Below are 23,210 nucleotides of genomic sequence, written 5' to 3'. Positions count from 1 at the left end.
CTCATTTTACCGCACCGCTGGTAACGCCTTCAAAGATATATTTTTGCAGGAAAAAATACAGCACCACGGTAGGCAGCAGAATCAGCAGGATCGCCGCGCAAATCAGGTTCCAGTCGGCCACGTTGACGCCCTGGAAGCGCATCAGCACCGTCGTCACCACGCCCAGGCTTTGCTTCGGCATGTAAAGGTACGGCGTGTACATATCGTTGTAAATGCTGATTGTCTTCAAAATGATCAGCGTGGCCGTCGCCGGCGTCAGCAGCGGAAAAATGATCGAACGGTAAATCCGGAACAGGGAGGCGCCTTCGGCCATGGCGCTTTCGTCGAGGTCGACGGGAATGTTGCGGATAAACTGCAAATATAAAATGATCTGGATCACGTCCGCGCCGACGTACAGGATGATCGGAGCTCCCAGCGTATTGTACAGGCCCAGCGATTTGATGATGCCGAAGGTAGCGACCTGGGTCGTAATGCCGGGAATGACGGTCGCGAACAGATACAGGCCGAAAACCGCTTTTTTCAGCTTAAAAGAAAACCGCCCCAGCACGTAAGCCACCATCGTTCCGAATAGGATATTGAAGACCAGGGACACGCAAATAATGACCAGCGTATTACCGAACCCGCTCAATAGGCCGCCCCGTTCAAACACGATCTTGAAATTTTCAAAATTGAAAAAGCTTTGCGGCAGCGCCATCGTGCTGGCGGTATTAAATTCATTGCTTGATTTGAAGGAGTTGACGATGACGACGTACGGAGGGAACAGCACGACAAAAACCCCGATCAGCAAGGTCAGGTATTTCAGCGCATCCGGGAAAGTGAATTTGCGTCTGCTCATTTGCCGTTTCCTCCTCTGCTAAGCACAAACTGTTGAAGCCCCACGACGATGATCACGAACATCAGCAAAATAATGCTCATCGCCGAAGCAAGCCCGTAATGGTTGTAAGCAAAAGCAGTCTCCATTACCCGCTGCACGTATGTTTGGCTCGCGCCGGCCGGCCCTCCTTTGGTCAGGACGAACGGAAGATCGAACACCTCCAGCGCGCCGGTGACGGTCAGGAACAGGTTCAACTGGATGACCGGCTTCATGTTCGGCAGCGTAATCCGCCAAAACGTTTGCATGGCCCCGGCGCCGTCGATTTTGGCCGCTTCGTACATGTCGCGGGGGATCGCCTGCAAAGCGGCGATGTAAATCACCATGTTATAGCCCATGAACCGCCACAGCCCGGTCGAAGCGAGCGAATAGTTGACCAGGCCGGCCGTGCCGAGCCAGCTCGTTTCGCCGAGTTTGGCCAGCCCGATGCTTTGCAGGAACAGGTTCAGCGAACCCTGGGTCGTATCGAAAACATAGCCGAACATAAAAGCGACGGCCACGGCGTTCATAATGTAAGGCAGGAACAGCAGCAGCCGGAAAAAGTTCCGGCCGCGCAGCCTGCTGTTCAAAATCACGGCGAAGTAAATCGCGATGATATTTTGGATGATGCCCATAACAAAATAGGCGAAGTTATGGGCGAATACGCCGAATATGTCCGGGTTGGTAAACACTTCCCGGTAATTGGCCAGCCCGACCCACGGCTTCTCCGGGCTGTACCCGTCCCAATCGGTGAAGCTGAACATGACCAGCTTCAGCGCGGGATAGTAGGTAAACAGCAGGAGCAAAGCGAGCGGGACGAGTAAAAACGAGACGATAATGATATTTTTCTGCGCTTTATAAGACAGCGTTCCAAACATGCCGTTCCCCTTCTTTCTTAGTAGCCCAGCTCCTGCTTCGCTTTGGCCCAGGCTTTGTTCCATTTGTCGAGCACGGCCTGCGGGTCTTTGGCCAAGACGAATTCCTGGGCGATTGCCGGCAGATCGATTTGCGCCTTGTTGCGGATTTCGACTACCTTCGGATCATCGGGCGTGCCTTCCTGCAGCTCCACGCCGCTCGCCTGGAACTCGGCCAATTGGGACAACTTGGATTCGCGGCCTTCCAACGGAGAGATAAAGCCGGCGAAATCCTCGTAACCGGAATCCTCGAGCATCCATTTCAGGAAAGCCTTCGTCGCCTCCAGGTTTTTGCTGTCTTTGTTGACGGCGTAGAAGAAATCGGGGCTAAGCGCGGCTCTGCTCGCGCCCGAGTCATCGAACGGCAGCGGGAAAAACCCGATGTTGTCGGACTCCGCGCCGACGCCGATCACCTGGTTGATCACCCAGTTGCCCAGGAAGTACATCGCCATTTTGCCGTTCGCCAGGTCTTTTTTGGATTGCTCCCAGTTGGTGGAGTTGATGTCTTTTTCCAGGTAGCCTTTGTCGGCCAGCTCCTTGATGAGGGACATCGCTTTGCCGTACCCGTTATCCATCGTGAACGGAGCGTCCGTATTGATCACTTCGTTGGGGAAGTTGCTGTTGTTTTCAATCACCCTCGGCAAATCGAATACCCAGTTGTTCAGCGGCCATTTGTCCTTGAAGTTGGAGGCCAGCGGAATGACGCCGGTTTGCTTCAGCTTTTCGCAGGCGGCCAGGAATTCGTCCCAGGTTTTCGGGATTTCCGTAATGCCGGCGTCGGCGAACGCCTTTTTGTTGTAAACGATCCCGGACGTGGAGTTGCCCGTCGAAATGCCGTACAGCTTGCCGTCGTAAGATTTGAAATCCTTGAACGTAATTTCCGCGCTCAGTCCCAAATCGTCCAGCGGCGCGAAATATTTCGGCAAATCGGAGTTCGGAATGTCCGGGACGAACATCAGGTCCGGCAGCTCGCCGCTGGCCATGCGGACTTTGGCCTGCTGGTTGTAGTCCGTCTGGCTGGCTTCGAATTCAATTTCGATGTTCGGATACTTCTTGTGGAACCGTTTGACGTATTCGTCGTATTCCTTGCCGATCATGTCGGTGCGGTTGGTCAGAAAGGTCACCTTGCCGCTAAGCTGTCCGCTTGTGCCGCCCGATTTGTTATCTGCGGCGGTGGTTCCGTTATCCGGCGGCGGAGCTGTGTTCCCGCCGCCGTTCGCGCTCCCTCCGCCGCCGCACCCGGCCAGTACGGTTGCGAATGTAAAGATCAGCATGAAAGTCATCAGGAGTTGTTTTTTCAATGTGATCGCCCCTTTTACAAAGATATGTTAGCGCTTACAGATTGATTGTATCGCTTTGTTATAATAATGAAAATGTATTGTGTTATTATTTATTGTCTTTGTTTTGCTTGTTTTCGGCGGAGGAGTGGATGACAATAGATTATTTATATGATAGTTTCGGAATAAACATGGCGGTTATGTTGCTAACAAATAATATAACAAAAAATAACGATTATCGACTATAATAGGGTTCATAACTTACAACTTGAGGAGGGCTTATGAACAACCAACGATATGTGCTCGGCGATTGGCAATTCAAGGCGTTCGATGAAGCGGAGTGGCTGCCGGCGCGGGTTCCGGGAACGGTGCATACGGACCTGCGGCTGAACGGGCTGATTCCCGACCCGTTTTATGGCACGAATGAGCATGAGCTGCAGTGGATCGACAAGAAGGATTGGGAATATCAAACTTCGTTTGAACTGCATGAAGGGTGGGCGAAGCTGCCGCGAATCGAAATCGTGTTTGAAGGGTTGGACACGTATGCGGACGTTTCGGTGAACGGCCGGCATGTTTTGTCGGCCGACAATATGTTCCGCTCCTGGCGGGCGGACATTAAAGCGCTGCTCAGCGAAGGAACGAATACGGTCACGGTGCGCTTCCGTTCCCCGATCGCCGAAGATTTGCCGAAGCTGGAGCGGCTAGGTTACGATTTGCCGGCTTCGAACGACCAAGCGGAGCTGGGCGGGCTTGGGGACCGCAGAGTCAGCGTATTTGCCCGCAAAGCTCCTTACCATTACGGCTGGGATTGGGGACCGCGGCTGGTGACGTGCGGCATTTGGCGGGAAGCCCGGATCGAAGCGTGGGGCGGTCCGGTCATCCGCGATGTGTTCATCCGCCAGGACCGCGTTGCGCCGGAGGCTGCCGAATTGGCGGCGGTTGTGGAGGTGGAAGCGGCCGCCGCGTGGGAAGGCCGACTGCGCGTCTCCGCCGGGGAAGCGGTATGGGAGCGGCAGGTTGCTCTGAAGCCGGGACTGCAGGAGGTGGAGCTGCCGCTGACCTTGGCGCAGCCGAAGCTGTGGTGGTGCCGGGGCTTGGGGGAGCCGGCGATGTATACGTTTAAGGCGGAGTTGATCGGCGCGAATGGTACGCTGGAAGCCGACGCGGCGGTGCGAACGGGCTTGCGCGAAATCAAGCTGGTCCGCGAGCAGGACGAGGCGGGAGCTTCCTTCCGCTTTGAACTGAACGGCGTCTCCGTGTTCGCCAAAGGCGCCAACCATATTCCGAACGATAGCTTCGTGACGGAGGTGACGGCGGAGCGCTACCGGCATGAGATCGCTTCGGCCGCCGCAAGCGGCATGAACATGCTGCGCGTCTGGGGCGGCGGGATTTACGAGCAGGATGTTTTTTACGAATTGTGCGACGAATACGGGCTTTTGGTGTGGCAGGACTTTATGTTTGCTTGCAGTATGTACCCGGGAGACGCGGAGTTCCTGGAAAATGTCGCCCGGGAAGCGGAGCATAATATCAAACGGTTGCGCAATCATCCGTGCATCGCTTTGTGGTGCGGCAACAACGAGATCGATTCGGCCTGGTCGCATTATGCGGAAAATGCCGGCTGGGGCTGGAAGGAAACCTATGCGGCCGATGTTCGCGAGCGGATTTGGGCCGATTATGAGGCCGTATTCCACGATATTTTGCCGCGGGCGGTGGAACGGCTGGCGGGCGGGATCGCTTACTGGCCGTCCTCGCCGCTGCGCGATCTGACGGGCGACGCGGACCAGCACGCCTATAAGGTGTCCGGCGAAGGCGATATCCATTATTGGGGCGTGTGGCACGCGGTCGAGCCGTTCGCCAATTACAACACCCGGATCGGCCGGTTTATGAGCGAATACGGTTTTCAATCGTTCCCCGAGCTGGATTCGGTACTGAAATACGCGCCGGAAAGCGCGCTGGAGCTGGAATCGGACATTATGCTGGCGCATCAGAAAAACGGCCGGGGCAATCAGCTCATCAAGGAATACATGGACATCTATTTGCCGGTGCCGCGGGATTTCAAGGCGTTCCTGTACATGAGCCAGGTGCTGCAGGCGGAGGCGATCCGCACGGCGATCGAGGCGCACCGCCGGAACAAGCCTTATTGCATGGGCACGCTGTATTGGCAGATGAACGACTGCTGGCCGGTCGCCTCCTGGGCGGGCATGGATTATTACGGCCGCTGGAAAGCGCTGCAGTATGCGGTGCGCCGCAGCTTCGGAGACGTGATGCTGTCGGTGTACGAACCGGAAGACGGCAAAATTGCCGTTAGCATCGTTTCCGACAAACGGGAAAACGTTTCGGGAAAGCTGCGCCTAACGCTTTACGATGTGGGCGGCGGAGTGCTTAAAGAAACGGTACAGGAGGTTAATATTGCGGCGGATTCCGCCAAGGAGGCGGTCTCTTTCGCAAGGGAAGCTTGGCTGGAAAACCGCGACCCGCGGCAGGTTGTCCTGCTCGCCAGCCTGGAACTGGACGGGGCACCTGCGGACAGCAAGCCGTTTTACTTTGTTTCCGGCAAAGACCTTATTTTGCCAGCGGCGCAAATCGAGGTGCGGGAAACGCCGGGCAGCGGCGGCGGCAAGTATACGCTTGTGAGCGGCGTACTGGCGCGTCAGGTTTGGATCCAAGCCGAACGGGAAGGCATCTTCTCCGACAATTACTTTGATATGATGCCTGGCGTGCCGGTGACCGTGGAGTTCCACCGGCGCGGCGCGGCCGCGGATGATGAGGCGTTTGTTCCGGGAGCTCCGGGGGAAATCCGGATCCGGTCCATGGCCGATTTTGTATAGGTACGGCTATCTTACAATTTATAGAAGTTCGACTCTCGATTTTACCGTGCTATAATAAACAGATAGAAAACCGTGCTTTTGTAAAACGGGAATAAAATCGAGGTAAAAAGATGCGAAACATATTTTCATCCAGTCGCTACAAAATCGTTGAAACGTTCGTGCTGATCGGCGTGAAATTGCTGTTGCTGCGGTACTTTTTTTACGGCGGCTTCCATCCGGCGGGACTGCCCGGCGAGCTGCTGTCGGTGCTGGCCCTCCTCTGCCTGGTGGAGCTGGTGACGCCGGCCAAAGGCAAATGGTGGACATTTTTCGGATTTAATTTTGTCCTGTCGTTCATTCTGTTTGCCGCCACGGTGTACTTCGCCTACTTCGGGACAGTGCCGACTTATAAGGTGCTTAGCGGACTGGGCCAGGTGCCCGAGGTGAAAGCGAGCATCGGCGCTTTGCTTCGGCCGGGGCAGTTTCTGTATTTTGCCGATCTGGCGGTGTTGCTCCTGATCAAAATCATCGGGCTTGTCCGCCGCGGCGGGGCATTCCGTTCAGGGCGGCCGCAGGGAACTTTAAGTTTCGGCACCCGGACTTCGCGGGGAGGGCTGAACTTCCGCACCGACCGTCCGCGAGCAGGGCTGGTTTGGAAGGTGGGAGTCGCCTTTATCCTGATCGCCAGCCTGCTGCTGTCCGGGCTCTACATCCGCGCGGGCAAAGGGATCGATAACGAGCTGGTGCGGGCCGAAAGCGTCGGCTTCCTCAATTTCCAGGTGGACGCGGCCATCCGCGACCAGGAAGAGGAACGGATGATCGCGGCAGGAAATTTGCAGGAGACGATCGCCAAGATCCGGCAGCTGCAAAGCACGTACCCTTACCGGGCGGATACGGGAGAAGCGGGGGGATCGGCTGGCGCTGGCGCTATGGGTGCTTCGGATAAAGCGGGAACCCCGGCTACCGGCGGAACGGGCGTTGCGGGAACCCCAACTGCGGAAACTACGGACGTAAAAAGTCCGGAGGCTACGGGCAATACTGGCGCTACAGGCACTGCAAACACTTCGGCCGTTGCGGCTTCTTCGAAAGCGGCTCCCGACTTTTTCGGATCGGCTCAGGGGATGAACCTGATCGTCGTGCAGATGGAGTCGTTCCAGAACTTCCCGATCAACCTGACCCTGAACGGGCAGGAGGTCACGCCGGTGCTGAACAAGCTGGCCAAGGAAGGGTTCTACTTCCCGCACGTATTCCAGCAGATCGGGCCGGGCAATACCTCGGACGCCGAGTTCATGTCCAACACGTCGATTTATCCGACGGCCGCGGCCGCGATGTCGACGAGCTTCGGCGACCGCCAACTGCCGAGTCTGCCGCGGCTCTTGCAGGGGCACGGGTACGTGGCGAATACGTTCCATATCAATAATGTGACGTTTTGGGACCGCAACAAGCTGTACCCGGCGCTCCATTTTGACAAGTATTATGACAAGCCGTACTATACGAACGATCATTTTAACGACTTCGGGGCCTCCGACGAGGAGATGTACCGGGTGGGCGTAGAGAAGCTGGCGGAAATCAAGGCGCAGTCCAAGCCGTTTTACGCTCAGTTTGTGACGACGTCGAGCCATTCTCCGTTTGTCGTGCCGCAGGACCGCCGGCATATCCAGCTGCCCGCCGACATGGAGGGGACGATGCTGGGCAATTACATCCAGGCCGTCAACTATACCGATTACGCGATCGGGACATTGATCGACCGTTTGAAGCAAGCCGGCTTATGGGACAATACGATGCTGGTGTTTTACGGGGATCATTTCGGTTTACAGCCGAATGACGTCAGCGCCGGGGAGATCCGCGAAAAGCTCGGCATCGCTTATGACGAGCGGATCAGCCGCTTCAACATTCCGCTGATCGTCCATGTACCCGGAGCGAAGAGCGGGCAGGTCGTGGAGCGTACCGGCGGCCAGGTCGACATTCTGCCGACGATCGCAAACCTGCTCGGCGTTTCGCTGGCGGACGAAGGTTTTACCGCATTGGGCCAGGATCTGCTCAACATCGACCGGAACGTGATCGGCATGCGCTATTATTTGCCGACCGGATCGTTTTTCAACGATGAGGTGATGTTCGTGCCGGGTCAAGGCTTCGACGACGGCACGGCCGTGTCGCTGAAGACGCTGCAGCCGGTGACGGATATCTCACCTTACCGCGGCGACTACGATTATGTCACGGAGCTGATGAAGCTCTCGGACGAATACGTGAAGCTGCTTCCCAAGCGGGGGCAGTGAGACGCAAACAGCCCTGAGGCATATGCCTCAGGGCTTTCCTGTAAAAGCTGACCGGAAATCTAACGGTTGTAGCAGCGGCTATTTTCCGAAAAAAGCCCCTTTCGAAATTCTAACGGTTGTGAACGCCGTTATTTGCCTGAATCAAGGCATAAATAGCCGGATTTCAGTGAAATAAGCGCTATGGCAACCGTTAGATTTTGAAATCAACGTTTTTGGAACAAATAACGCTTGTGGCATCCGTTAGAAAATTTGTATGGATAGAGAATGTATCTTTGTCAGATCAGATTTGATGCAACGCTAGTGCCTAACCGCTTAATTTTGACGAAATGCCGAAATAAGGTTGGTTACTTCGGTCCGTTAGCCCGCCCCGGGTACTTCGAATCGTTTTGTCCAACAACTGTCCAGCCCCTGTGCAACACCTGTGTAATACTCGTGCAATACTCGTGCAATACCCGTCTAGCCCCGATTCCGGTTTTTGACCCCCAAAATAAGCGCAAAAAAGGGCGTTATTTCCTGCGGTTTTGAGGTTTTGCACACAATAGTGGAAAATTATTCCTTTATTTGCGTGGCGGGTAAGGCCATTTGCCGGTTATTCGCTCCGATAGAGAAAATAAGAATAAAAAATTCCACTATTGCCGTCAGCGCGCACCCAATTGCCGAAATAGGAGCAAAAAGTTCCTCTATTTTCCTCGAATGAGTTTAGACAGGGGGGAGCTTTAGACGATGGATTTAAACGGTGCGCCGCCCCGCCAAAGTGACGGTTAAGTCAATATCCTGTACTTGCTGTGCACGCTGCCCGAGATGAGCTCGGGGAGTTCCCGGAGCTGCTGTTCGTACGCTTCCTGCGTCAGGCTCCCCTGCTCCAGCCGCTGCCGCAGCTGCTCCTGCATTTCCTTGACTTGCAGGGCGATGACGCTGTCTGCGTCCTGGCCATGGGCTTCGGCGATATCGGCCAGCGACCGGCCTTCAAGCAGGGAATCGTAGATCTCCTTGTCCGAAGAGACGCCAAGCACATCGTTCAACTCACTCTGGGGGCTCAGCGTTGCGGTGCTAAGACTGGACGCCTTGGAGGCTTGAGCCGCAAAGGCGATGCTGGCCAGGTAACCGGACAAGCTTGGGGTGATGGTAATGACAACGGCCATGGTGCCGACGATGACGACTTTTTTCAGTTTCATATGAGAGATCCTCTCCGATCGGGTAGTTGGATTGCTGTTTGAATTTGTCATAACTATTATTATTACGAATAAGCCCTTCAAGAAGTTTCAGCTGCTTTTCCGGATTCAGGGTGGTGTTGGTGCAAGAGTAGTCGGTATAATGGGTTTCATGAGCTGTCCGGACAGAGGCCAAACGGCAGGGGGAAGCGGATTTATTTTCAAAGCAGGAGGGAATGGTGCGGTTATGACGGAACAAATGACGGAACAAATGATGGTCCGGTCGATCAATGTGGGAAAACCGGTGCAGGTGGAGCATCACGGCAAGGAAATCGCGACAGGGATATACAAAACCCCGGTTTCCGGTCCGCTGTATCTGTCGGCGATGAATTTTGCGGGGGACGGTCAGGCCGATCTCGTTCATCATGGCGGTACGGATAAAGCCGTTTGCGTTTATCCATTCGAAAGATACGCGTATTGGGAGCGGGAGCTAGGGAAGACGCTGGCTTTCGGCGCTTTTGGCGAAAATTTAACGACGGAGGGGATGCTGGAGGACGATATTTGCATCGGAGATATGTTCCGGCTGGGCGAGGCGGTCGTGCAGGTCAGCCAGCCGAGACAGCCATGCTTCAAATTGGGCGTCAAACATGGAATGCCCGAGCTCCCCTTGAAAGTCCAGCAGACCGGTTATACCGGCTACTACTTTCGGGTGGTACAGGAGGGACAGGTCGTTCCCGGCGATTCGCTAATATTGACCGAAAGGCATCCTGCGGGCGTGACGCTGTCTTTTGCCAATCGGATCATGTTTTTGGACAAAGAAAATGCCGATGGTCTGAAGCGCATTTTGGAGGTGGACGCACTATCGGCCAGCTGGCGCGAGACGTTGACCGTCCGGCTTCAGCGGGCAGAAGCCTAGTGAACGGACGGAGCGGAAAAATACATATGCCGATTTAACCCGCCGAGGAAGATCCGCTTTCCCTTTTTTGAAAAGGGAGGGCGGATCTTTTGCTTCATCTAATGCCGGTGAAACCGAACCATACCGCCAAAATTTTTTTTTGGCAAAAACCCAAAAACGGAAACTTTTTTCCGTTCCGGTTCGTCTTTGATTAGTGAGGAATGATTTTCCATATGATGATTAGGAGTTTGGAGGATGAGTTCGTGAAAAAAATCTGGACTGGAATTTTTGCTGCGATAATAGCGGTTCCGCTGCTGCAACCGCCGCCTGCTCAGGCGGCCAAACCGATCTCCGTCTATATTGACGGCAGCCGGCTGGCGACAAAGCAGGCGCCGATTGCCATTAAAGGCCGGGTAATGCTGCCAATGCGTGCTATTTTCGAAGCGCTGGGCGCATCGATCAATTGGAACCAGAAATCGCAAACGGTAACGGCGAAAAAGAACGGAAAGACGATCAAGCTCAAAATCAAAGCGAAAACGGCGACCATCGGCAACAAAACCGTAAAACTTGATGTTCCGGCGCAAAACTTAAGGGGCACAACGATGGTTCCCGTACGTTTCGTCACCGAGGCGCTGGGTGAAAAAGTGGGTTATACCAACAAAACGAAAATCGTCACAATCACCACGTCGGGCTCCCGCGGAAGTGGCGGCAACGGTGGCAATAGTGGCAACGGTGGTAACGTCGGAGGCGGCGGCAACGTGACCTTGCCGAGCCCGGTAGCCAACGTTTCAGCGCGTGACATCGGGGACAACGGGGACGGCCGCGACTTGGAAGTCCGTTTCTCCAAAGCCTACAACGAATCGAATATAGACCATTACCGTGTTCTGATCGTTAAATCGGCCAATTCGTCTCAATTCGGTCTGGCTGCGGCGCGAAACGTAACTTCAGGAAACTATACGACCCTGTATCCTAACGGTTCGGATCAGGTGCTCACGCTTACGTCCAACTCGCGGGATGTGGACGGTGATTATATCCGGGAAGACCAATCTTATGTCGCGATCGTATTGTCGGTAGGAAAAACGAGCGGCCAAATTGCCATGTCGAGCACTTCACAGGTCGTTACGCTGCAGCGTGACTCGTCGGTAGCGGCGCCTACGAATGTCAGAGTCTCCGATATCGGCGATTACGGTGACGGCCGCGATCTGCGCGTCGAGTTTACCCGGGCGCAAAATGAGAGCGACATTGCGAACTACCGTGTGTTCGTCGTGAAGACTGCGGACGCGAACAAATTTGACCTAAGCAAGGCAAACAACGTGTCAAATTCTTATTCAACGGTCGTATACAAGTCCGGGAGCAGCCAAACGCTTAGCGTGGATCTTACTTCGTCTTCCCGCGACACGTCCGGGGATTATATCAAAAACGGAACAGCGTACACCGTATTTGTGATGTCGGTCAGCAACAATACGGGCGTTAAAGCCAACAGGCTGTCGGCGGCATCTTCTTCAATCAGGCTGGATAGCGGCTCCTTGAATTACCCCGTAGTCACCGATGTGGAGGACGTGAACGATTATGGGGACGGCCGGGATTTGCAAGTGAGCTTTTCAAAAGTGAACGATGAGGCCAAAATCGGCTCTTACCGGATTTTTGTCGTGAAAAGCAAAAACTACAGCGACTTTACCCTGTCGAAGGCGAATAACGTATCGAGCTCCAATTATACCCAGGTCAGCAAAACGGGGTACAACATTAACGATTACCGCTTGTCCTCCAGCGCCAGGGACGTCGACGGAGATTATATCCGCAATGATGTAAATTACCGGGTGTTCGTCATGGCGGTAGGAAACGGGTCAAACGCCAACGTCCTGTCCTCGGCATCAAGCTCGATAACGCTGGTTAACGGCTACAGCGGAGGCAATAACGGCAGCGGCAAAAACGGTAAGGTTGATATCGTTTCGAATCTGACGGTCAGTGACGTGGACAATTATGGGGATGGCCGCGATCTGCGGGTAGAGTTCTCCCGGGCTTCGGATGAGTCGTACATCGACCAATACCGGATTATGGTCGTCAAATCGTCGAATGCGAGCAGCTTTACTTTGTCCAAGGCGAATGATGTTTCCAGCAATAACTATACGCGCGTCTACAAGGGCGGAAAAACGTTGTCGCAGGTGCTGAGCTCAAGCGCCCGTGACGTCAACGGAGATCTGATTAAACAGGATGTAAGTTACAAGGTGTTTGTCCTGTCGGTAGGCAAAAGCGGTTACTCCAACGCGCTGTCCTATGCATCCAGCGAGATTACGCTGAAGAATGACAAAAGAGCGGGGACCGTTTCGAATCTGAAGGTCAGCGATGTGGCGGATAACGGCAACGGCAGTGACCTGCGCGTCGAGTTCACCCGGGCTTCGGATGAATCGTACATCGACCAATACCGGATTATGGTTGTCAAATCGTCGAAGGCGGGCAGCTTTACTTTGTCCGATGCGAATAACGTTTCCAGCAATAACTATACGCGTGTCAACAAAGGCGGAACTACACTGACGGAAGTACTAAGCGCAAGCGCCCGTGACGTTGACGGGGATCTGATTAAAGAAGGCGTAAGCTACAAGGTGTTTGTCCTGTCGGTAGGCAAAGGCAGCTCGGGAACGAACGCGCTGTCGAGTGCATCGAGCGACATTACGCTGACGAAGCAAGTTACCATTGGGGCCGTTTCGAACCTGACGGTAAGCGACGTGGGCAATAATGGCAACGGCAGTGACCTGCGCGTCGAGTTTACCCGGGCCTCGGATGAGTCGTACGTCGATCACTACCGGATTATGGTCGTCAAATCATCGAAGGCGGGCAGCTTTACTTTGTCCAATGCGAATAACGTTTCCAGCAATAACTATACGCTTGTCAACAAAGGCGGAAATACGTTAACCAAAGTGTTGGATTCGAATGCTCGTGACGTTGACGGGGATCTGATTAAAGAAGACGTAAGTTATAAGGTATTCGTCCTGACGGCAGGCGGCGGCAATTACTCAGGCACAAACGCGCTGTCCGCAGCATCCGGAGAGATCACGTTACCTAAGAAAGCCAATATTGAGGCTGTTTCGGACCTGAAGGTCAGCGATGTGGGAGATAAGGGGAACGGCAGTGACCTGCAGGTATCGTTTACCCGGGCCTCGGATGAGTCATACGTCGATCATTACCGGATTATGGTCGTCAAATCATCGAAGGCGGGCAGCTTTACTTTGTCCAAAGCGAATGACGTTTCCAGCAATAACTATACGCGTGTTATCAAAAGCGGAAATACACTGACGGAAGAACTGAGCGCAAGCGCCCATGACGTTGACGGGGATCTGATTAAAGAAGGCGTAAGCTATAATGTGTTCGTCCTGACGGTAGGCAGCGGCAATTACTCGGGCCCGAACGCCTTGTCTTCGCCATCCAGCGCGATTACTTTGAAGACTGAAGTTAAAGTCATAGAGGCCGTGACCGGATTGCATTTCGACATCATCGGGAATAAGGGCACAGTTAACGATATCTCCGTTGGATTCAATAAGTTGAACGACGAAAGCAAAGTGGAGGAGTACCGAATTATGGTCGTGCCGGCAGCCAAAGCCGCAAGCTTTAAAGTGGCGGATGCCAACGACGTAACGCTTACGGACAATTACACCCAGGTAAAACCGAACGGGTCCAATGTCCAGCTCACACTGCAGAAAGACAAAGACGCATCCGGCGATCCAATCAAAGCAGGGACGAATTATCGGTTGTTCGTGCTCACGGTAACGAAAGCGGGCTCCGGATACGAAAATGCTTTGTCCGCCGCGTCAAATCAATTTACTTTACCAGCGAATTCGGAGGAGGTAACGGTTCCGAAAGTAAGCCAGGCGTCGGTACAAGCCGATGGTTCCGAGATATCGGTGAGCTTCACTGCGCCGCAAGGCGATGAATATATCGCTTCCTACGTTATTTTCGCCGTTCCATCCGGCGGTTCCATCGATCTTGCGTCGGCTAAGGCGTCTATGGATAAAGGCACTAAGGTACTCAAAGCAGGACCGTTTACCAACATTAAGCTTACTCAGGATTTCGCAGGTCAAGCGATTAACAGTCAGTCGGCCTACAGCATCTATTTTTTGTCGGTACCCGATATGACAAATGCGAAGCAATATAATTTATCCGCATCTTTTGCCTATCCGAAGGTCCAGGCAGCCCAGCCTGCAAGAACGGCGAAGCCGACCAAGCAAGCGAAGTGATGCCGTGCCAGGCAGGATAATAATCAAGACCAAAGAGCGGCCCAATATTTTGGGCCGCTCTTCGTGCGTTGGATTAAACTTACGGAATTTGCGGCAACCGTTTGACATTCTTTTCAAATTTTATGTACCCTAGTAAGAAAAACACCTATCGCTATACCTTCAAAGAAGACAGACCGCGTTCAGCGATAGTTTGCGATTGTATTTTAAGGACACGCAGGGAAAAGAAACGGGAGCCGCATGATGGGGAATTTGTACGAATATGTTCGGGCGGAAGGAACGCTCGACGACAGCAAAATACGGAGAAGAGAGCCGCTTTACCGGGGGATGAACGGCAGGTTTGTGGAGCGCTTTTATCCGGCGAAGGGGCAAAGCTGCATTTTTAAGCCGTTAACGAACGGCGAGTCGATCGATCGTGAAATTTGGGTGTATAGACATGTGCTGCCCTTTTTCCCGCCGATTTATCCGCAGATGCTGGCGACCTCCGGGGAGGGCAAGGGAGCGGCCGGCTGGGCGATTTTTGAGGATCTCGGCGCCCTGGGACACGCGTATCGATTGGAGAATGCTTTGAAGGTTGCACAGCGGATGGCGTGGTGGCATAGCCTTCCGGCGGCCGAATGGAGCGGTTTGTCCATGCAGGGGCCCAAGCCCGGCATCGAGACCATCGCCGCCGAGCTTTTGGACCGGCAAAACGAGGCCGCCGCAGTTTTAAGCGAGCTTGGGCTTGGCCAGCCGGCGGGAATATTCGCCGCGGCCCGCGCGGCTCGCGCGGGGGAGCGGTTTGGCGGACCGCGGGTGTTGTCGCACGGCGATCTCCACCAAGGGAATTACGCCGTCACGGACGAGGGGCGGCTGTATATTTTGGATTGGGAACACGCCCACCTGAGCTCTCCGTTTTGGGATCTCTTTCACCTGATCGATATGTCGCATCCGATGTTTGCCAAGCGTATGACCGCTTCCGACCGGGAGCGGATTCTTGGCGAGTACCTGGGACAAGCCCGGCTTTACGGGGCCGAGTGGGAGCGGGGGGCGTTCGTCCGCGAATACGGGAGCTTTGCCGCGCTTTTCGCCCTTTGGATGCTGCTGCTGATTCAAAGCGATCTTAAGCGGGCGGAATGCGTTTGGCCCCGGGAACGGCTGCTGGCGCAGCAGGAAGAAACGGCGGCCAATTTGGCCGGCTGCATGGTTCTTATGGGCAGTTAGCGCAAGCTTGGATAGATGGAAGTTTGCAAGCATCACAACACAAGGTAATTGACACAGAAAATAAGGCGGGATCATATGAAAAAAGTCGGTTTGGTCATGCGGAAAATCCAGTTTACGGAAGCGCAGGGGCCTCGCGTGTTTGCGGAACGGCTGCGCAACATCGCGGCGGAGCTTGGCGTCGAGATCGTGTTTATTTCTCCGGAGCGCCATGTCAGCGGACATGACTGGATTCCGGGTTACGAGCATGAAAAAGGGGATTTGGTCAACTATGACATCGTGCTGGACCAAATTTACGCAGAGGGGATCGAGCACGTGATCTATACGGTCTCCGGGTTTACGTTTCTCAAAATGTTCATCAAAAACAGCGTGCTGTTCCCGCACAGCTTTCCCGATCCGGCGCTGACCGGCTACGAAATGATGAAGCCGTTTTACGGGATCGTGGACAAGGCGGTCGTGCAGACGGAGTTTTTGTGGCGGCAGCTTCGTGACGTGTTCGGGGTGACGGACGTCGACGTGATCCCGATCGGCTTTGACGAGACGCTGGCGCGGAAGCATTTTGATCCGGCGGCCATCGTGGACAACCGGGTGCTTTGGATCGGCCGGGACGAGGAGAACCGGCGCCCGGATCTGGTGCTGGAGTATGCGCGGCAGAACCCGGACAAAGATGTCGTCATGGTTTTCGGCGGGGCGCGTTACCGGGAGAGTGTGAAAAAATACGACATCCCCGGCAACGTAACCCTGAGGTTCGCTTTGTCCCAGGATGAGATTTTCGCCTTGATGAATTCAGCCAAGGTGTATTGGAGCTGCTCGAAATTCGATACCTTTGCCATGCCGCTGACGGAAGCGCTGGCGATGGGGAAAATCGTCGTCAAACCCGAACATCCCTGCTACGACCATATCAGCTCCCGCCACGCCTTTGCGGGCAACGAGCAAAACTGGTTCGAGCTGGTCAATATGGCGGCGGCCGCGCCGCAGAGATTCTCCGCCGACAACCGCGAGTACGCCTTTGCGAAGTTTTCGGCCACGGTGATGAAGCGGGGCTACCGGGACTTTTTTGCGGGGTGGTTGAAATGAGCGGACGGATGGCACATAGCGCCCTGGGTCACCGGCTTGAGGAGTTGGCTGCGAGCGGCTGGCCGCCGCGCGAATCGCGGCGTCTAGGCTCCTGGCAGCTTCGAGCCAATGGCGGCGTAACGAGGCGGGCCAACAGCGTGCTTGCCGCAGGCCCGTTCCCGGAAGGGGATTGGTTGGAGGAGGCGGAGCGTTTCTATCGCGACCGGGGGCTGCCGCCTTGCTTTCATGTGAGCGATTTTTCGCCTCCGGAGTTGGATATTCTGCTCGCGGCTGCGGACTATGAAGAGGCGATGCACTGCCTGATGCTGGCGGCTTCCTGCCGGGAAATCATAAACCGCGCCGCAGACTTGGGGCTTGTTTGCTCCGCTATGGCCGCGGCGGAAGGGACAGAGGAATTCCGTTTCCCTGGAACCGGGGTCATCCTTGCGCCGGAGGTGAGCGAGCCGTGGTTGGACGATTTTTTACGGATGGAAGGGTTTCCCGAATCACGGCGTGAAGGCTACAGGTCGATCTTTGCCGCTATGCCTTCCCCTAAAGCGTTTGTTGCGATCGTAGATCAAGCGGAGCCCATAGCGGTGGCCACGGCGGTGGTCGAGGCCGGCTGGGCCGGAATCAGCAATGTTATCGTCGATCCGCGCCACCGCCGCAAGAGAGCGGCCGCCCGGATGCTGCTTGCCCTCGCGGCCTGGTCGGCCGAAGCGGGGGCGGAAGGCATGTATCTCCAGGTGCTTGAGAAGAACGCCCCGGCGCTGGAGCTCTACGGGAAACTCGGTTTTGCCGCCGTGTCGGGATATCATTACCGGATTGGCAAATAGCGGGAAAAGGGAGAGTTCGATCGTGCGATCTTTTGGCCGCTCATTGCGAGCATCCGCTTGGGGGCTGCAAGCAGGAATGTTCGGGTGGGCGGACGAATACATTTTCAGGAAGAGCAGACTTGATCTAAGGGTATCCTTGGAACGGCAACCGTGATTTCCACTCACAATGTAAGCGCTTCGACAAAATCCACTGACGAAACGGAGGCTTTGCGATGACATTGGCCGAGCAGTTGGGATATGAACCGGGAGCGAAGCTGCTGATCGTTAACGCCGATGACTTCGGCATGTGCCATGCCGAAAACGCGGCTATCATGCAGCTGCTTGAGGAAGGGGCCGTATCCTCGGCCACCGTGATGATTCCTTGCGGCTGGGCCAAGGAGGCGGCGGCCTGGAGCGCCGCGCGTCCCGAACACGATGTCGGCGTGCATTTGACGTTTACCAGCGAATGGAGCGGCTATAAATGGGGACCGGTCACGAGGAACGGCGATGTCAGCACGCTTGTGACGGAGGAGGGGTATTTTCCCGCCGATATCGCCGCGTTTGAACGGCAGGCCGCACGCCATCACGTGCGCCTGGAGATGGTCAACCAGGTTGAAACGGCGCTGGCGCTGGGGCTTGCGCCAACCCACCTCGACAACCATATGGGCAGTTTGTACGGCCTTGCGACCGGACATCATTTCCTTGATGCAGCGTTTGAGGTTTGCGCCCGCTATGAGCTGCCGTTCCGCATGCCTCGCGCGCTGCCCGATCTCGGCAAGCTGCCGGCGGAAGCCGCCGCAATGGCCCGGCAAGCCGCCGAGCTCGCCGACCGGATGGGCGTCGTGATCCTCGACCATTTGATCGGCCTTCCCTTCGGCAAGCAGCCGGGGGAAACGTACGAAAGCTATAAACGGGACATGATCCGTGTGTTGCGGTCCCTGCAGCCCGGCGTTTCCGAGTTGATTATTCATCCGGCTTTGGCGTCGGAGGAATTGAAGGCTATTCACGGGGAATGGGAGAAGCGGCAGTGGGATTTTGACTTGTTTCGCGATCCTGAGGTGCGGGAAACTATCCGTTCGGAAGGGATCGTCATGATCCGGTGGCGGGATTTGCGGAAGCTGCAGCAACGACGTTAGGGCGGGTGAACGGCCCGGAACGGTTGAAGCGCATTAACCCAACGGGGAGGGGAACGGATGAAGCGATCCAACGCCAGGGCATCCGGACCGGAGCTGCGGATAGTGGCCTACAGCTCGGGCAATCTGGCCGTGAATCTGCTGTCGCAAGCGTTTGCGGCCTATCTGGTCTATTATTATGTGGATGTGCTTGGCGCGCGCCCGGCGTGGATCAGCCTGGCCATGGTGGCGCATGGCGCCCTGAACGCGGTGCTGAACCCGCTCCTCGGCCATATGTCCGACCGGACGCGGACGCGCTTCGGGAGGCGCATCCCTTATATCGCGTTCGGGCTGCTTCCGCTGGCCGCGGTTTTCGCCGCCCTTTGGATCCCCCCGGCGGCGGGCGACGCCGTTCTTCCTTATTTCGTCGCGACCGTCTTTTTGTACGATGCGCTGTTCGTAACGGTTGTGCTGAATTATTCCGCCTTGTTCCCGGAAATGTTCCCAACGATGGAGGAGCGCGCCTATGTTTCGTCATGGCGGCAGATGCTTGGCATCGTCGGCATGATCATCGGCGTCGCGCTCCCGCCGCTGGTGTACTCGCAAATCGGCTTCGGGGCCATGGGCGCGGTGTTTGCCGCGGTCGCCGCCGCCTTTTTGGCTATGTCGCTTTGGGGAAGCCGGGAGACGAATCCCGGCTCCCTCCAGGCGTCGTTCCGCCTGCCGGCGGCCATTCGCCATACGCTCACCAACCGCGCTTTTATGCTGTACGTCCTCGGCAGCTTTCTCGTCCAGTTTACGTTTGCGCTGCTGCCCGCCGGGATTCCGTTTTTTACGAAGTATGTCCTGGAACGGGAAGAAAGCTTCAATACCGTGCTGCTCGGCGCCATATTCCTAACGGCCGTCCCGTCCGTATTCGCGTGGGGGCGGATCACGGCAAAATCGGGGCCGCGGCGGGGAATTATGGCGGCGGCCGGCTGCTATTTGATCGCTCTGCTCCCGTTTAGTCTCGTAACGGGAAACGTTAGCGTTATCGTTGCCGCCGCCGTCGGGTTCGGCCTGGCCGGGCTGCTGGTGCTGCTGGACGTGATGCTGTCCGAGGTGATCGATGAGGATGAGCGAAGGACGGGGGCCCGCCGAGAAGGAATGTATTTTGGAATGAACGGGTTTATCGTTCGCTGGGGGGTGTCCCTGCAGGCCGGATGCTTGGGCTTGATATTGGAGATGAGCGGTTACGCCGCGCATCAAGCGACGCAGCCCGGTTCCGTGATTTCCGGCATCCGCTGGATGATGAGCGGCATTCCCGCCGCCTCCATGCTGCTGGCCCTCTGCCTGTTTTACTTCTATCCAATCGGGAAAAGCCGGACCAAGCGACGCTGATCATAGACTCTACGCGGACTCTAACCGAAAGACGCTGACCGTTCCCCGTTCTCATCCAAATACGCCGAAGTATAAAAAAACGGCAAGGCCGAGAGGAACTTTATTCCGCCCGCCTTGCCGTTATCTTTTAAATCTAAGCCGAATCCATGTGATCCAGCGGCTTTATTTTTCGCTCCTTCAACAATTTTTCCATATCGGAAACGTTTAAAGGGCGGCTGTAATAAAACCCCTGAATTTGGTCGCAGCCATGCTTTTGCAGAAAATCGAATTGTTCCTTCGTTTCCACCCCTTCGGCCAAAACCGTCATGCCCAGCGACTTCCCCAATTGAATGATCGAGAGCAGCAGCAGGCTGTCCCGTTCGGAGAAAGGGGTTTCCTGGATGAACGCCCGATCGATTTTCAGTACCTGCAGCGGCAGGGACTTCAAATAGTTGATGGAGGAATAACCTGTGCCGAAATCGTCGACGGAGAGGGAAATTCCCCGCTCCTGCAAGGCGACCAGCGTTTCTTTGATGATCACCGGATTGTTCAGCAGCGACTCCGTGACCTCCAGCTCCAGATACTGCGGCGCCAGCCCCGTTTCCTTCAGCACGTTCTCGACGGTGCGCAAAAACTGGGGATGCCTGAATTGGACAGCGGATACATTTACGGAGATCGGCAGCTTCGGAAAGCCGTTGTCCTGCCATTGCTTGTTGGCCCGGCAGGCCTCGCGCAGCACCCATTCTCCCAACTCGACGATAAACCCGGTATCTTCGGCGATCGGAATAAACGTATTCGGCGGGATATAGCCCTGAACCGGGTCATTCCAGCGGATCAACGCTTCGTAACCGGTAAGGTTCACGGTGGCGGAGTCCACCTTGGGCTGGAAATGCAGTTCAAACTGCCCTTCCGCGAGCGCCCGGGCCATTTTTTGCTCTAAAGAAACACGTTCCAGCAGCTTGTCCATTAAGTAGTAGTCAAAATAGTGCGGTCCGTTAAGCGCTTCCTCCTTAGCTTCCTTAAGAGCAAGCTCGGCATGCTTTAACAATTGGGTAACATCGGGACCGTCGTCCGGGAAAAGGCTGATGCCCATGCCGAAACCGATTTGAATCTCTTCCCCGGCCAAAACGTAAGGCTCATGCAGCGCATCGCTCAGACCGAGCGCTAAAGTATGTATAAACAAAGGATCGGATATGTCGGAAACAAGCACGATAAATTCGTCGGCAAAGCTGCGGCACATCAACGTTTCTTCGGCGAAGGAGCTCCGCAGCCGGTCGGCGACCTGCCGGAGCAGTTCGTTTCCCGTGCTTTCCCCGTAGCTTTCATTGATATACCGGAACCGGTTCAGGTTGACGTGAAACACGGCCGCGGTTTTCTTCTCGGCTTCCGCCTTGAGGAGTTCAGCGTGCATCAATTCCCGGAAGCGGCTCATATTCAACAAATGGGTGATAGGATCCAAATTCGAGAGTTGGCGGATCTGCTCCGTAGAGGCTCTTCGTTCTTCTATCTCCTGGGTGACGTCTAACTGAAGCCCAATAAAATAGAGGGGTTGCCCATCCGAATCGAAAATGGGGCTAATGGTAAATTGGTTCCAAAAGGTGCTGCCGTCTTTCTTGTAGTTTTTGATCGTGACGGTTGACGATCGGCCGCTTAAGATCGCTTGGCGTATAACCTCCAACTGCCCTTTGTTCGTTTCCGCACCCTGAAGAAACCGGGGATTCCGCAGCAAAACTTCCTCGCGGGAATAACCGGTGATTTCCTCGAAGCCCCGATTTACGTATACGAGAGGGTTGTCCTGCAAACGAGGATCGGTAATCGCAAGCCCCACACCCATCAAATCGATGGCGCGCAGCAGCGCCGAGGCGTCGATGATTGACTCAAAACTGGATTGAAAGGCTAGCTGGTCGTCCACTTTTAAAAGCCTCCTCGAAATGAACCGCAAATGGTGTTAACAAGAACTCTGACGATGTCCGGCATACGGGAGAATATCCGTAACAAAACTTATATACTCATCATACATGCGTCATAAGGAGGAAAGCAATGGATTTCTTTAGTTACGGAAGTTCAGTCCATAAGCAGCTTTAGCAGCTGCGTCCGGTTGCTGGCCCCGACTTTTTGGAAAATCGAGCGCATATGTTTTTTGATCGTAACCTCGCTCAAAAACAACCTGGAAGCGATATCCCGATTGGTCAATCCTTCGGCGGCCAGCGCCGCAACCTCCTTCTCCCGGCGGGTTAAATCGGTGCGGGCGTAAATGACCTCCTCGGGCTTCGCTTTGGGGAGGTGCTCCAGGGAAGATCCCGGAGAAAGGAGGAGGTCTGCGGCAGACGGTTCCCCTAGTCCGGCCTCCGGTTCCCCGCCGTTTTCCCGGCCGCCGTATAAAGCCGTCAGCGCCAGCGGGTGTCCGTCGGTCTGTTTCCAGAGCCGGAAGATCAGTTCCTGGTCGGTGATGCCGCATCCGCGCAAATACGCAACAACGCTGCAGTAGTCCAAATTCCCCAAGGGCATCCGGTAAATGCTGCGTTTCCAGACCATGGAGTTCAGCCAATGCTCGGATAGCGGATTCCTCCCGGAGATGACGGTAAGACAGCCGGCTTTAATCTGCGGAAAAAAGAAATCGCGCAACCAGTCGTCCAGATCCTCTAGCAGTTCGTACGAATCGAGAAAGAGAATGGTCGGACCCGTTTCCGCTCTCCGCTGAATGGCTTCGATGGCGGCTCTGACGACAAAAGCGGGATCGGAAGAGGGAGGAAGCGTACCCAGAAGCCCGAGCTGCTTCAGTATTTGCCGGCAGAAATCAGCGGGCTTTGCCTTAAAACGGGCGGCATCCAGGGCAACGGTAGCGGCGCCTTGCCGGATGGCCTGTTTTTGGAATTCCTCGGCCAGGGCGCTTTTGCCGACCCCGGCGGCCCCATAGATGCTTATGATCCGTTCCATTTTCAAGTAGTGGCTCAAATAAACGGAAAAAGTCTCCAACTCCCATTCCCTGCCAAGCAAACGGGAGCCCCGCGCTGTGTCCGCCCTCTCATGCATTTGCATACTCATGGCTATTCACCCTCAAATTTCGTAGATATTTTCCATTTATCTTTAAGGATATCGTTGAATTATGTAAAGGAATAGTGACTTTTTGTATAGTCTTGTCGAAAAAGCGGGCTCTGAAAGTATACTTTGGGGTAATGTTCTCGGCTGTTATGACCATGATAAATTTGAATCTGTCGAATAGGAAGCTTCTGTGGTCTGGACTGCATTTAGCGAAACCTGAAGGGAGGCTG

15 protein-coding genes are annotated in these 23,210 nt (G+C 55.1%); 9 read left to right on the top strand and 6 right to left on the bottom strand.

Annotated elements, in window-relative coordinates:
- Nucleotide 1: 1 nt before the first annotated feature.
- Genes DYE26_RS20360 through DYE26_RS20350 form a run of 3 tightly spaced genes read right to left on the bottom strand, consistent with a single transcriptional unit; the run spans nucleotide 2 to nucleotide 3,065 of the window.
- Nucleotides 2–835, bottom strand: coding sequence for a carbohydrate ABC transporter permease (locus DYE26_RS20360; RefSeq protein WP_051985756.1), 834 nt, complete (start codon nucleotides 833–835; stop codon nucleotides 2–4).
- On the bottom strand, nucleotides 832–1,728 hold the full coding sequence (locus DYE26_RS20355) for a carbohydrate ABC transporter permease (RefSeq protein ID WP_036626633.1): 897 nt from the start codon (nucleotides 1,726–1,728) through the stop codon (nucleotides 832–834). Before DYE26_RS20355 ends, DYE26_RS20360 begins: the two co-directional genes overlap by 4 nt.
- A gap of 17 nt (nucleotides 1,729–1,745) precedes the next feature.
- Nucleotides 1,746–3,065 carry an ABC transporter substrate-binding protein gene (locus DYE26_RS20350; RefSeq protein ID WP_036626632.1) on the bottom strand — a complete coding sequence of 440 codons (1,320 nt, stop codon included), beginning with the start codon at nucleotides 3,063–3,065 and terminating at the stop codon, nucleotides 1,746–1,748.
- Between the two features lie 257 nt (nucleotides 3,066–3,322).
- Here DYE26_RS20350 and DYE26_RS20345 point away from each other — a divergent pair, with 257 nt between their 5' ends.
- Nucleotides 3,323–5,869 (top strand): beta-mannosidase, encoded by a 2,547-nt coding sequence (locus DYE26_RS20345; RefSeq protein WP_036626631.1) that lies wholly within the window; start codon nucleotides 3,323–3,325, stop codon nucleotides 5,867–5,869.
- A gap of 110 nt (nucleotides 5,870–5,979) precedes the next feature.
- Nucleotides 5,980–8,124 (top strand): LTA synthase family protein, encoded by a 2,145-nt coding sequence (locus DYE26_RS34295; RefSeq protein WP_036626630.1) that lies wholly within the window; start codon nucleotides 5,980–5,982, stop codon nucleotides 8,122–8,124.
- Nucleotides 8,125–8,885: 761 nt separating this feature from the next.
- Here the strand turns inward: DYE26_RS34295 and DYE26_RS20335 are convergent.
- Nucleotides 8,886–9,299, bottom strand: a complete 414-nt coding sequence (locus tag DYE26_RS20335) for a hypothetical protein (protein WP_036626629.1) — start codon at nucleotides 9,297–9,299, stop codon at nucleotides 8,886–8,888.
- Nucleotides 9,300–9,522: 223 nt separating this feature from the next.
- Between DYE26_RS20335 and DYE26_RS20330 the strand changes: the two genes are divergently transcribed.
- From DYE26_RS20330 to DYE26_RS20300, 7 genes are all read left to right on the top strand, one after another.
- A complete protein-coding gene (locus DYE26_RS20330) occupies nucleotides 9,523–10,191 on the top strand; it encodes an MOSC domain-containing protein (protein ID WP_230877180.1) in 669 nt (222 codons plus the stop codon).
- A 242-nt stretch (nucleotides 10,192–10,433) separates the two neighbouring features.
- On the top strand, nucleotides 10,434–14,399 hold the full coding sequence (locus DYE26_RS20325; RefSeq protein ID WP_063836340.1) for a copper amine oxidase N-terminal domain-containing protein: 3,966 nt from the start codon (nucleotides 10,434–10,436) through the stop codon (nucleotides 14,397–14,399).
- Nucleotides 14,400–14,639: 240 nt separating this feature from the next.
- On the top strand, nucleotides 14,640–15,599 hold the full coding sequence (locus tag DYE26_RS20320) for a phosphotransferase (RefSeq protein WP_036626628.1): 960 nt from the start codon (nucleotides 14,640–14,642) through the stop codon (nucleotides 15,597–15,599).
- Nucleotides 15,600–15,674: 75 nt separating this feature from the next.
- Nucleotides 15,675–16,673, top strand: coding sequence for a glycosyltransferase (locus DYE26_RS20315; protein ID WP_036626627.1), 999 nt, complete (start codon nucleotides 15,675–15,677; stop codon nucleotides 16,671–16,673).
- Nucleotides 16,670–17,488, top strand: a complete 819-nt coding sequence (locus tag DYE26_RS20310) for a GNAT family N-acetyltransferase (RefSeq protein ID WP_063836339.1) — start codon at nucleotides 16,670–16,672, stop codon at nucleotides 17,486–17,488. Before DYE26_RS20315 ends, DYE26_RS20310 begins: the two co-directional genes overlap by 4 nt.
- A gap of 212 nt (nucleotides 17,489–17,700) precedes the next feature.
- A complete protein-coding gene (locus DYE26_RS20305; protein WP_036626626.1) occupies nucleotides 17,701–18,603 on the top strand; it encodes a polysaccharide deacetylase family protein in 903 nt (300 codons plus the stop codon).
- Nucleotides 18,604–18,660: 57 nt separating this feature from the next.
- Entirely contained in the window at nucleotides 18,661–19,959 is a 1,299-nt protein-coding gene (locus tag DYE26_RS20300; RefSeq protein ID WP_036626625.1) for an MFS transporter, read from the top strand.
- A 133-nt stretch (nucleotides 19,960–20,092) separates the two neighbouring features.
- Here DYE26_RS20300 and DYE26_RS20295 read toward each other — a convergent pair whose 3' ends face one another.
- Both DYE26_RS20295 and DYE26_RS20290 read right to left on the bottom strand, forming a co-directional pair.
- Entirely contained in the window at nucleotides 20,093–21,850 is a 1,758-nt protein-coding gene (locus DYE26_RS20295; protein WP_051985755.1) for a putative bifunctional diguanylate cyclase/phosphodiesterase, read from the bottom strand.
- A gap of 152 nt (nucleotides 21,851–22,002) precedes the next feature.
- Nucleotides 22,003–22,983 carry a LuxR C-terminal-related transcriptional regulator gene (locus DYE26_RS20290; RefSeq protein WP_036626624.1) on the bottom strand — a complete coding sequence of 327 codons (981 nt, stop codon included), beginning with the start codon at nucleotides 22,981–22,983 and terminating at the stop codon, nucleotides 22,003–22,005.
- Nucleotides 22,984–23,210 lie beyond the last annotated feature (227 nt).

It is taken from the genome of Paenibacillus macerans, from assembly GCF_900454495.1.
GTDB lineage: Bacteria > Bacillota > Bacilli > Paenibacillales > Paenibacillaceae > Fontibacillus > Fontibacillus macerans.
Note: the sequence above shows the minus strand (reverse complement) of the source record. Positions and strands in the feature narration are given on the sequence as shown.

Bases quoted from the DNA above. Each gene is read 5' to 3' on its own strand.
- DYE26_RS20360 (WP_051985756.1), bottom strand. From the start codon at position 835: ATGAGCAGACGCAAATTCACTTTCCCGGATGCGCTGAAATACCTGACC.
- DYE26_RS20355 (WP_036626633.1), bottom strand. From the start codon at position 1,728: ATGTTTGGAACGCTGTCTTATAAAGCGCAGAAAAATATCATTATCGTC.
- DYE26_RS20345 (WP_036626631.1), top strand. From the start codon at position 3,323: ATGAACAACCAACGATATGTGCTCGGCGATTGGCAATTCAAGGCGTTC.
- DYE26_RS34295 (WP_036626630.1), top strand. From the start codon at position 5,980: ATGCGAAACATATTTTCATCCAGTCGCTACAAAATCGTTGAAACGTTC.
- DYE26_RS20335 (WP_036626629.1), bottom strand. From the start codon at position 9,299: ATGAAACTGAAAAAAGTCGTCATCGTCGGCACCATGGCCGTTGTCATT.
- DYE26_RS20330 (WP_230877180.1), top strand. From the start codon at position 9,523: ATGACGGAACAAATGACGGAACAAATGATGGTCCGGTCGATCAATGTG.
- DYE26_RS20320 (WP_036626628.1), top strand. From the start codon at position 14,640: ATGGGGAATTTGTACGAATATGTTCGGGCGGAAGGAACGCTCGACGAC.
- DYE26_RS20315 (WP_036626627.1), top strand. From the start codon at position 15,675: ATGAAAAAAGTCGGTTTGGTCATGCGGAAAATCCAGTTTACGGAAGCG.
- DYE26_RS20310 (WP_063836339.1), top strand. From the start codon at position 16,670: ATGAGCGGACGGATGGCACATAGCGCCCTGGGTCACCGGCTTGAGGAG.
- DYE26_RS20305 (WP_036626626.1), top strand. From the start codon at position 17,701: ATGACATTGGCCGAGCAGTTGGGATATGAACCGGGAGCGAAGCTGCTG.
- DYE26_RS20300 (WP_036626625.1), top strand. From the start codon at position 18,661: ATGAAGCGATCCAACGCCAGGGCATCCGGACCGGAGCTGCGGATAGTG.
- DYE26_RS20290 (WP_036626624.1), bottom strand. From the start codon at position 22,983: ATGAGTATGCAAATGCATGAGAGGGCGGACACAGCGCGGGGCTCCCGT.